We start from the raw sequence: 10913 nt of genomic DNA, 5'->3' as shown, positions 1-10913 counted from the left end.
CTCCGATTTCCACCGCTGGGAGCGGTGAATGAAGAAATCGGAGGACAAGGAGAGCGACCAAGGCCCTACCACCCGCGAACGTCAGCAGTGCCCCAAGCGGCGTCAGCCCAGCGCATGCGCAAGAAGAGTTGACCGAGCCAAGCGATGGTCAACATCCTAAGCAATCGAGCCAGCCTAAAGGCTCGAAGCCCGATGTGAGCCAGCGAGCGAAAAAATCGCGAGCTGCCGACGAACTGGGGCACAAGCAGTGAGAGGGAGGAAGGAGCCGCGTGTGCGAGTTTGTCATCCGATTTCCACCGCTGGGAGCGGTGAATGAAGAAATCGGAGGACAAGGAGAGCGACCAAGGCCCTACCACCCGCGAACGTCAGCAGTGCCCCAAGCGGCGTCAGCCCAGCGCATGCGCAAGAAGAGTTGACCGAGCCAAGCGATGGTCAACATCCTAAGCAATCGAGCCAGCCTAAAGGCTCGAAGCCCGATGTGAGCCAGCGAGCGAAAAAATCGCGAGCTGCCGACGAACTGGGGGCACAAGCAGTGAGAGGGAGGAAGGAGCCGCGTGTGCGAGTTTGTCCTCCGATTTCCACCGCTGGGAGCGGTGAATGAAGAAATCGGAGGACAAGGAGAGCACCAAGGCCCTACCACCCGCGAACGTCTGCAGTGCCCCTCTGCATCTGCTGCTCATCTTTCGCAAGCGCACCACACACATCATAGATTCAAGCCATACACACACATATGAAAGGGGTTTATATTCTCATGACCAACACCACAACATTCACTAATCCTATGCTGGAGCAGCGTGCTGATCCCTGGGTGTACCGTCATACAGACGGGTATTATTATTTTTCCGCTTCCGTGCCGGCCTTTGACCGAATTGAAATTCGGCGTGCCGAGACGCTGGAGGGCTTGAAAGCGGCTGAGCCAGTGACTGCCTGGGCGAAGCGTGAAACAGGACTGATGAGCGCGAACATCTGGGCACCGGAGATTCATTTTATGAATGGCAAATGGTACATATACTTCGCGGCGGCTCATACCAGCGAGACTAACGACGGTTTGTTCGATCATCGCATGTACGTGCTGGAAAATGATGCAGCTAACCCGCTTGAAGGGCAATGGGAGGAAAAAGGCCAGATTCGAACCCGATGGGAGAGCTTTGCGCTGGATGCTACAACCTTCGAGCATAAAGGCACACGTTATCTGGTATGGGCACAGAAGGACCCGAGCATTGACGGTAATTCCAACCTGTACATCAGTGAAATGGAAAATCCGTGGACACTGCGCGGAGAGCAGATAATGATTGCTACGCCGGAGTACGATTGGGAGATTATTGGCTTTAAAGTCAATGAAGGTGCAGCGGTGCTGCATCGGAATGGTCGTCTGTTTATCAGTTACTCAGCCAGTGCCACCGATCATCATTACTGCATAGGTCTGCTTACCGCAGATGAAGATGCGAATCTGCTTGACCCTGCAAGCTGGGTGAAGTCTCCTGAGCCGGTGTTCGAGACCTGTGAAGTGAACGGGCAGTACGGCCCCGGACACAACAGCTTTACCGTGTCTCCCGACGGTAGCACCGATATCCTCATCTACCATGCGCGCAACTACAAAGAGATTGAGGGAGATCCGCTTTACGATCCGAACCGTCATGCTCGTGCCCAGGTTATTCATTGGAACGAAGATGGTACGCCGAACTTTGGTGTTCCCGTTCCTGATGGTCAAGCCGTGGCAGAGGTGAAGTAGCTTCTTTTTTGCATATCGGATACATGATGAGAGTCTTTTGTTAGCAGACGATGCTGACGAAAGGCTCTTTTTGTTAAGTGTGTTCCAAGGAAAGCAACCGAAAGCAGAGAGTCACGTATACAATTACATCAAAAATGAATTCAAAACAAGTTATGCTGACTCATGCACAGTTACCTAGATGGATACATGTTTAACGATCTCCAGAAACGTTATTTAGGAAATTTCATACAATTTTATTTTCTAATGAACTCAAGAAAGCTTATTTCTAATGAACTCAAGAAAGCTTATTTGTGAAATGTGATGTACAAATGGGCGTTTGCTGCGTGTGTTCAGTGATATAAGGTTTCTGATAATCGTTAGAATAGGAGAAAGCAGGATACGGGTCCAATAAGCTCACCTGAGATCGCTGGATGAAACAGGTTTGTTTTCAGTCTGATGTAGCGCTTCGGTTAGGATACGTTAAGGTGAGAAGGCATAGGCAAGGCAGCAGTATTCAATATTGAGGGATATACCATTACAGCCTGCTAGGAGGAACATAGATGGAATCACGCGAGACACTGGATCGGGAACTTGCACAAATTATAAAGTGGGAGAAGGAACAAAAGGATCTCTTCATTTGGGATAAAATCGGGCGTTTGCCGTTTGTCATGCTGGATAAAGCGATGCCGAAGGCGTTAAAGCAGAAGATTGGTGAGTCCTTGAACGACGTGGGTCAATACCTTCAGACGGGTGGCAAGTTTCTTGTACAGAAGAAAAAAGTAGCCAAGCTTTTGCAAGAGGAGGCTGAGCGAGCAGGTTACGGGTTGACAGATTACGGCTACCGCTTGGAGCAGGATGCAGAAGCGGAGATAACGGCCAAAATGTATAGTGTGGAAAAATTACCGATGGAGGTGCTGGACCGCGTAGCGGATAACATTACCGACAGTCGAAGCAAGTTTGCTGCGGCACAAGGAGCCGCAACGGGATTTGGTGGAATAGTCACCATTGCAGCCGATATTCCAATCGTTATGGGACTTTCGCTGAAAGTACTGCAGGAGATGGCGCTATGTTACGGCTTTGATCCCGATGATCCGCTGGAGCGCATCTTTATTGTGAAATGTCTGCAGTTCTCTTCCGCAGATATTGTGGGCAAAAAAGCGATTATTGAAGAACTGGCGGATTACGACAACCCGGATAAGCTGGTCGAGGTGGTATCCCAAATGCAGGGGTGGCGTGAGGTGTTTAATTCGTATAGCGAGTCGTTTGGCTGGAAGAAGCTGTTCCAGCTGGTGCCTGTGGCGGGTATGATTTTTGGCTCAGTCAGCAACAAAAATACGATTCAGGACGTGGCTGAGGTGGGGAAAATGCTATACAAAAAACGTTTGATTCTGCAACGTTTAAAATAGATCCTAGGCTGATGTTGCTCGATACATGTTCATGTGGATAGGTACGAATGTATGAACAGTTAACAATATAGATATATCCTGTCACCATTCACCATCATCATGGCTCCTGCAGCTCGTATCATTCAGAACGACAGGAGCCTGTCACATTTAATATCATAGAGAATAATAATTCCTTTAAGACGTTCCATTGACCTATGCTCTAAAACGGTGATACCATTCCAGTCAATCTGTACACCCAGCACATGTGAAAAAATGAGGATTACACCAGCTACCCCTCTGAACCTCTTCCCTAATAAAAATTGAAATGAACTGGTTCGGCGACAGGAAGCTGAATAGCTCGATCGTCGCCTAATAAATTTTACTTAAATGACAAGCAAGATACACCTTCATCCAGTCCTCGCTATCATTCAAATCCAGTGCCAGAATCTCCTCTAATTTACGTAGCCGTGTGTACAACGTGTTGGGATGAATATGAAGCTGTTCTGCTGTGAGCGACATGGAACGGTTATTTTCCATATATACACGTAGTGTCAGCTCAAGCTCCTCTGCCTGATATTTATAACTGCGCAGTGGGGATAGCACATCATGAATGTAGCTTTCGATCTCTTTCATATCCTGTTGTAGAAACAGCCGATTAATACCAATCTCCTCATATTGCATAATACCTGTGCGCTGACTTTTGCGGAGGAACAGCAGTGTGCGTGACGCCTCCTCATGACTTCTGGCTACATGCTCCAAGCCGGAGTATAGTCCCCCAATGCCTCCATATAAAAGAGGGAGACCTGAGTTAGCGTCTTGCTTGAGCAGGCTTTTCAACTTGCCTGCGAGTTGATGCTGAATGCGTGCCTGGTGCGCCTGAATCAAGAGTGTAACCTTGTCATGTGAACTGAATAACAGGACGCTTTCACCGGAAAGTTCTTTTTCAATAAGAGCAATCAAACGTTGCATAAGGATGTTGCTTTCCTTTAAGTCCTGAACATTTTCCGCCAGATGCAAGAGACAGACAAACATAGGCTTTTGACTAGACAAACCAAAGCGCTGCATCTTATCAGCAAGCTCAGCAGGCTCCCGATACTGAATGAGCTCTTCGAAGAAATCCCTTCTCCGTCGATACACCATCTCAGTCATGGAGTAGGTGTTCATCAACTGCAGCATGACGACAGCACTTCCCTGCTCCAGAATATCATAGTCTAGTGCACGCAGCGGACGATTTAGCTGTACCACAAAGCAGCCAGCCAGCACAGGACCGTTATGAACAGGGAAAATATAATAAGGAACTTCCCCATCCGAATCAAGTGTGACGGGAGCCAGATTTTTGCCTAAGGTCTGATCCAGCTCTGAAGCGGAGAAGGGTACTTTATGCTGTACAGGGTACCACTCTTGTTTGGTGAGATCGACGAAGCGGGTAGGCAAACCTATATTTTTTTCCACCGCCTGAATCATTTCCGGCAAGGAGCGGTTATCCATGGACAGTTGAGTGAATAGATTATGAATTTCGTTTCGGATGACCAGATATCCGTTGGTTTCAACAAGCTCATTAACCATACGTGCATTGGAGATTGCTATAGCAGCCTGATCAGCGAAGCCTTGAAGCTTGATCAGATCGCTTTCATTCAATAGCTTGGTATCTTTGTATTGATACACAAGCATAACGCCAATACGGTCCTTGTTCATCGTAACAGGCACGGCAATCGTTCTTTTGGCAAACCCGCTGTAGTGGCTTGATTCTGCGAAAATACTGGCATTCTCCAGACTCAGCTTACGAACGGTTTCTTCAAACTTGAGCGTATTGTCTTCATAGATTTTACCCTTGCCTTCCCGATAAACGGCCCCTGTAATTCCTTCCTCAATATCCGAGGTTATTCGGTAGATGGAATCCTTGAATCCGATCTGGGCCTTGGGCACCCATTTCCGGGTATCAGGGTCAATCATCATAAACAACGCATTGGAAGCCGCGGGAATGACCTTGAGTGAGTTCTCCAATATTTTGAACAATAAGTTATTCAGATCAAGAGAGCTGGTCAATTCTCGTAGCCCTCCCAGCCAGCGTTCATGATGCGCACGTTCAATCGTGATCTGTTCCTGCATGAGTGTATCTCGAATCACATATTCCAGTAGCAAGCCTTGATCCGTTGAAGCACGAATTCCTTCGGGTAAGGCCACTTTGATATCGCAATGATCCAGTAGCTCAATGGAGAAGGAAAGTGTTTGTATGTTGTTCGTAGACCCCAAAGCTGCATCCTCACATTCATCATCCAGCCAGAGCGGAGGCGGATTACCAGCCTCCTGGTCCAGCGATGGATACCAGCATCTCCACTGCCGATCATACTTATCGCGTCTCCAGATTTGGACGGCAGCTGTCCCCCATGTAGCTCTCAACCATTCCACCAATGTATTCATATCAATCAACTCTTATCTGATGAATTTGTTATATAAGTTAACATATTAAAATCTCCATTGAAATAGAAAATGGATGTCAATTGTGGGAAGTCACATATTTTTATTGAAAAGAAGCAATGCTTCTCTAATGACTTCAATAGGGATGATTTTTATAATGTCAATATACCTGACGTAAATGACTGGGGGAAACAGACATGACATTCACATTATTAGATAATTATGGCGTAGAACAATTAGTGTATTGTCAGGACAAGCAATCGGGTCTCAGGGCCATCATTGCTATTCATGATACTACACTCGGACCTGCACTGGGGGGAACACGCATGTACCCTTATGCTTCGGAGGAAGAAGCGTTGGAAGATGTTGTTCGTCTCGCTCGAGGGATGACATACAAAGCGGCTGCGGCCGGTCTTAATCTTGGCGGGGGCAAGGCTGTCATTATAGGTGATCCCAAGAAAGATAAAAGTGAAGCGTTGTTCCGTGCATTTGGCAAATACGTGAATACACTTCAGGGACGGTATATTACAGCCGAGGATGTCGGCACAACCGTAACGGACATGGACTATATTCATCAGGAGACTCGCTATGTGACAGGGGTATCTCCTGAATTCGGAAGCAGTGGCAATCCTTCACCGGTTACTGCATACGGTGTGTTCCAAGGAATTCGTGCGGCAGCGAATGAAGTCTATGGTTCTCCTGATTTATCTAATAAAGTGGTGGCTGTACAGGGAGTTGGCAGTGTAGCTTATCATTTATGTGGTTTTCTGAAAGAGGCGGGTGCCGAGCTTATCGTCACCGATGTGGTTCAAGAGCATGTGGACCGGGCTGTCCGAGATTACAATGCCGTTGCAGTAGGGGTTCACGAGATTTATACAGTGCCATGTGATGTATTTGCACCTTGTGCGATGGGTGGCATTTTGAATGACGATACCATTCAGCTGTTACAGGCGCGAATCATTGCCGGTGCTGCCAATAACCAGCTTCAGGAAGAACGCCATGGCGATCTGTTGCATGAACGTGGGATTCTTTATGCTCCCGACTATGTTGTTAACTCCGGCGGACTTATCAATGTGGCTGATGAATTACAAGGCTATCAACGAGAACGAGCGTTAAATAATGTAGGAAAAATTTATGAGCAGCTGGGTGCCATTTTTGAACTGGCGAGACAACAGGAGCTTCCTGCATTTCGGGCAGCAGACATGCTCGCGATTCGTCGAATTGAACAATATAAAAAGCAAACGATTACTGCATAGAAGGGAAGCTGTGAAATGGAGAAACGAATCTGGTTAACCGGAGCGACGCTTATTGATGGCAATGGTGGAGAACCGCTGGAGAATAGTGGAGTTTTTATTGAGGGGAAAAGGATCACATATGCAGGCCCGATCAGCGGCTTTGTCGTACCTGAGGGAGCAGAAGTGGTTGAGCTTCAGGGTAAAACGATCATGCCGGGCATGATTGATGCCCACGTCCATATTCATGGTCCCAAATCACTGAATATGGCACAAGTCGCTCTGGAGCCGAGCGAAATGCAGATGGGACGTGCCATGCAGGATCTGCCCAAGCTCATTCAGGCCGGCTTTACAACGGTAAGGGATGTCGGCAGTCATGTTGCTGTATTTATTCGTGAGTTGATGAAGGAAGGTGTCGTGAAAGGGCCACGCATCAAAACCTCCCGCCACATGTTGAGTCAGACGGGTGGGCATGCAGATATTCATATGCTCCCGAGTGAAATGAACATTTTCACAACCTGTGATGGAGTGGATGAGTGTATCAAGACGGCGCGTACGCAGTTTCGTGAAGGGGCCGACTTCCTCAAGGTGTGTTCTACCGGTGGTGTGCTCTCCGAGAAGGACGATCCGCGCTGGTCACAGTTTCGTCTCGATGAGCTTAAAGCCATCGTATATGAAGCGGAGTCAGTTCAATCCTATGTCGCGGCACATGCCCAAGGCACACAGGGGATCATTAATGCATTGGTGGCGGGAGTCAAAACGATTGAACACGGGATCTACATTGATGAACGTGGTATTGAACTGATGCTGGAGCAAAAGGCAGTGCTTGTGCCGACGTTATCCATTGTTCATCGGATCATTCAGGAAGGACATAAATTCGGGGTGCCCGAATTCGGCATTCGCAAGGCACAGCTTGTGTATCAGGAGCATATCGAGCATATGATTACAGCTCACAAGGCCGGAGTCATCATTGCTTCAGGTACGGATTTCTGTTCATGTGCTCCGGTAGAGCATGGAGGGAATGCACTGGAGCTCGAATTGCTTGTGAACGATGTTGGCTTCACACCGATGGAAGCGATCGTGGCTGCAACTCGTTCCGCCGCAGCTGCGATGCAGATGAGCGAGCAGATTGGCACTATTGAGGCGGGTAAATTGGCCGATATTATTGTACTCGGAGCGAATCCGTTGTCAGATATTACACTGCTACAGACAAGCAGCAATATAGAGCAAGTGTATCTTGAAGGTGAACGTTTAAAATGATATAAGAGCGAGTCAATGCATTTTTTTACACGAGAACGGGGGAAACCACATGTTTAGTCAGCCGATTTTTGTAGCCGCCATCTTATTACTTCTTCTGGCCGTAGGTGAGTTAGTTTCTGTATGGTCCAGAGCGCGTATTCCTTCGTTACTTATCATTCTGGTCGGATTCCTGCTGCTTAGCTGGGCTGGATTTTTCCCGGAGGGTATTGTCAAAAGTTCTGCCCTGACCGCATTCGGGAGTCTGATGGTCGCACCGCTAGTCGTTCATATGGGAACACTGATCCCGCTTAAGCTGATTCGATCACAGTACAAGGCCATACTGATTTCGTTGTTCGCAACAGTAATGGGTACTGTGCTCATTTTGCTCATCGTTTCCCCGATCTATGGATATGCTGTAGCGGTATCGGGAGCAAGCCCGGTTGTAGGTGGCATCCTGTCTTATCTCATTACAACGCAGAAGCTGCAGGAGTTAAATCTTGCGTATCTGATTACAATACCAGCCGTTATTATGGCGATTCATTCTCTCTTCGGTATGCCAATCGCTACAAATCTGTTACGCAGATATGTTTTGAAGATGAAGGGACAAGGCTTTTTTGAAAATAAAACTTCCCTTGGCAGCTCTGATCCTCACGCGGTTAATACAACCAAATCGCTGCTACCCAGTCGTTTCCAAACGCCGCCAATTTTGCTATTCCTGCTCTTCTTTGCAGGTAGTCTGGCCGTGCTGCTGAATAGTCTAACTTCAATCAACTACAGCATCTGGGCATTGCTGCTGGGTATTCTGGGACATATGGCAGGCATATTCCCGGCTCGTATCATGGACAAGGCAGGCACAACAGGTGCAGCAATGGTAGGCTTGATCGTTGTGGTGATGTCCAGTGCAGGTGGAGTGACGTATGATGCACTAATTCAATCCCTTGGACCCGTATTGCTAATCATTGTAATCGCGGCCGTAGGTATCATTATTGGTGGCTATGTAGCTTCGAAGGTACTCAAATGGGACCCGCTCAAAGGCATTCCTGTAGCATTGACAGCTATGTTTGGTTTTCCCGGCGATTATATCATTTGTGAGGAAGTCAGTCGCTCGGTTACAGAAGATGAGGAAGAACGCAAAGTCATTCTGGATGAAATTCTCACACCGATGCTTGTTGGAGGCTTTACTACCGTAACTACAGCATCTATCTTTGTGGCCTCGATCCTGGTGAACACACTGTGATGGCAGGAACAAAAAATGGATGGGGATTAAGGTATCTAAACTAGGGCGTGTCTGAAAACGCTGATGGAAGCGGATTGTGCTGAATTTTTGTTCCAAGGCAGGGTGTTTTCCCAATATAAAGAAATGCTGGCACAATATCATCCAAAGCATCATCGCAAATCATGTCTAAATTACAAGTCCGCCTGTTCAGAAGCAGGCGGTTCTTCAAGGGAGGGAGAGGTCATGGGAGAGTGTGTCTTGTCGGTGACGGTGAGCAATCACCCCGGAGTGCTGGCGCGCATATCCAATCTCTTTGCTGGTCTGGGAATAAATATTGATCATATTGCAACGGTAAGATCGCGAGAGCGGCATGTGTCCCGCGTACGTATTCAGGCTGAAATGGACGAAGAAGGCATGAAGAAAATCTCATATTCGTTACAGCAGCTACCGGATGTCATCCGGCTGGACAAGGTGCGCACACGCTCGAAGCGCTTCTCCTATTGGTCAGCCGCATATGGCTTGTTTATTGCAGTAATGGGTCTTAATCTTGTTTCTCCCATCTACGCATTATATAAGCAGCAGTGGCATCTTACACCCGGCATGTTGTCCATTGCCTTTGCCGCTTATGCAATTGCTCTGATTCCGTCAATTGTGATCACTGGGCAGCTGTTACCCGGTGGCGGTTTTCGCAGATTTCTTGTGCCCGGCATGATGATCGCGATGTCAGGCACACTCTGCCTTCTGTTTGCTACGAGTTACCCGATGCTTGTCGTCGCCAGAGTTCTGCAGGGGATATCCGTGGGCATATTCAACGGCGTTACGGTTGCTGCTCTGACCCGACTACATCCACAGCAGAATCGAAGGCAGGCCGCCATGGTGGGTGCTATCGCCGTGACGGCCGGCAATGCTCTAGGGCCGATGATGGGGGGCATCCTGGCGCAGTACGCTCCTTATCCTACACAGCTGCCTTATTTCATTCATTTATTGCTTATGATTCCTGGCCTCGTGTGTCTCATTAGCTCCCGCGCTGAATTATCAGGAAGGGCTTCCGGGTATAAGCTTCATCTGCCGACGCTTCCGCGCTCGGGAACAAAAACATTTAGCGTTGCCGTGCTGTCATCATTCGTAGCATGGGGAATTACGAGCCTGTATGGCTCGACAATTCCGATGTATTTAAATGAATGGATCGGACAAACAAGCTATGTCCTGTCCGGGCTTATTGTAGCTATCGTATTAATCATTGCTGCCATAGCCCAATTCAGAAGTGCACGCTGGAAGCTGCGTAGCATGGGCCTGTTCGGCACAATTCTGATCGGATTAGGGCTACTGCTGCTAGTTGTCACGGTGCATACTGGATCACTGATTTGCTTGAGTGCGTCTATTGTCTGTGTAGGGATGGGATATGGACCGCTCTATGCAGGCAGCCTGGCTCTTGTGAATGAGACGACCTCGGATGAGTGGCGCGCAGATGTTCTTTCTTTATTTTATGTCGGAACATATCTTGGCGTTGTATTGCCTGCTATTGGTCTTGGCCTGATGACTCAGTGGTTTGGATTACAGAGAGCGTTTGATTGTTTTGCGGTGCTATTCATCATACTTATTCTGGCAGGATGGCGAGGCTGGAGCAGACAACAAACGGCCTAGGCAGTTGATATGAGCAAAAAGGAAAGAACAAAAGGTTCCTACTCGTCGGTAAACCGTACGAGCAGGAA

Annotated in this window: 8 protein-coding genes; 7 read left to right on the top strand and 1 reads right to left on the bottom strand. The window is 48.1% G+C overall.

All coding sequences use genetic code 11. The annotated features are described in order from the left end of the window. Positions 1–269 precede the first annotated feature (269 nt). From DFQ00_RS29210 to DFQ00_RS14520, 3 genes are all read left to right on the top strand, one after another. The gene (locus tag DFQ00_RS29210) at positions 270–416 is read left to right on the top strand and encodes a hypothetical protein (protein ID WP_167433734.1); all 147 of its coding nucleotides are present in this window, start codon (positions 270–272) and stop codon (positions 414–416) included. 335 nt (positions 417–751) lie between these two features. Continuing rightward, positions 752–1732 (top strand): glycoside hydrolase family 43 protein, encoded by a 981-nt coding sequence (locus DFQ00_RS14525; RefSeq protein ID WP_110897198.1) that lies wholly within the window; start codon positions 752–754, stop codon positions 1730–1732. A gap of 539 nt (positions 1733–2271) precedes the next feature. After that, positions 2272–3117 (top strand): EcsC family protein, encoded by an 846-nt coding sequence (locus tag DFQ00_RS14520; RefSeq protein ID WP_110897197.1) that lies wholly within the window; start codon positions 2272–2274, stop codon positions 3115–3117. Positions 3118–3465: 348 nt separating this feature from the next. Here the strand turns inward: DFQ00_RS14520 and DFQ00_RS14515 are convergent, their stop codons facing one another. Further along, entirely contained in the window at positions 3466–5517 is a 2052-nt protein-coding gene (locus DFQ00_RS14515; RefSeq protein ID WP_110897196.1) for a helix-turn-helix domain-containing protein, read from the bottom strand. Between the two features lie 194 nt (positions 5518–5711). On the opposite strand from DFQ00_RS14515, the gene DFQ00_RS14510 reads away from it, so the two are divergent. The 4 genes from DFQ00_RS14510 to DFQ00_RS14495 all read left to right on the top strand — a co-directional run bounded on the left by DFQ00_RS14510 (position 5712) and on the right by DFQ00_RS14495 (position 10845). After that, positions 5712–6770, top strand: a complete 1059-nt coding sequence (locus DFQ00_RS14510; RefSeq protein WP_110897195.1) for a Glu/Leu/Phe/Val family dehydrogenase — start codon at positions 5712–5714, stop codon at positions 6768–6770. A 15-nt stretch (positions 6771–6785) separates the two neighbouring features. Beyond that, positions 6786–8006, top strand: a complete 1221-nt coding sequence (locus DFQ00_RS14505) for a metal-dependent hydrolase family protein (RefSeq protein ID WP_110897194.1) — start codon at positions 6786–6788, stop codon at positions 8004–8006. Positions 8007–8055: 49 nt separating this feature from the next. Further along, positions 8056–9222 (top strand): hypothetical protein, encoded by a 1167-nt coding sequence (locus DFQ00_RS14500; RefSeq protein ID WP_110897193.1) that lies wholly within the window; start codon positions 8056–8058, stop codon positions 9220–9222. 222 nt (positions 9223–9444) lie between these two features. Next, a complete protein-coding gene (locus DFQ00_RS14495; RefSeq protein WP_167433733.1) occupies positions 9445–10845 on the top strand; it encodes an MFS transporter in 1401 nt (466 codons plus the stop codon). Positions 10846–10913 lie beyond the last annotated feature (68 nt).

The organism is Paenibacillus barcinonensis (assembly GCF_003217495.1).
Taxonomy (GTDB): domain Bacteria; phylum Bacillota; class Bacilli; order Paenibacillales; family Paenibacillaceae; genus Paenibacillus; species Paenibacillus barcinonensis.
The sequence above is the reverse complement of the archived record's forward strand: the minus strand, read 5'-3'. Positions and strand labels throughout refer to the sequence as shown.

Bases quoted from the DNA above. Each gene is read 5' to 3' on its own strand.
- DFQ00_RS14525 (WP_110897198.1), top strand. From the start codon at position 752: ATGACCAACACCACAACATTCACTAATCCTATGCTGGAGCAGCGTGCT.
- DFQ00_RS14520 (WP_110897197.1), top strand. From the start codon at position 2,272: ATGGAATCACGCGAGACACTGGATCGGGAACTTGCACAAATTATAAAG.
- DFQ00_RS14515 (WP_110897196.1), bottom strand. From the start codon at position 5,517: ATGAATACATTGGTGGAATGGTTGAGAGCTACATGGGGGACAGCTGCC.
- DFQ00_RS14510 (WP_110897195.1), top strand. From the start codon at position 5,712: ATGACATTCACATTATTAGATAATTATGGCGTAGAACAATTAGTGTAT.
- DFQ00_RS14505 (WP_110897194.1), top strand. From the start codon at position 6,786: ATGGAGAAACGAATCTGGTTAACCGGAGCGACGCTTATTGATGGCAAT.
- DFQ00_RS14500 (WP_110897193.1), top strand. From the start codon at position 8,056: ATGTTTAGTCAGCCGATTTTTGTAGCCGCCATCTTATTACTTCTTCTG.
- DFQ00_RS14495 (WP_167433733.1), top strand. From the start codon at position 9,445: ATGGGAGAGTGTGTCTTGTCGGTGACGGTGAGCAATCACCCCGGAGTG.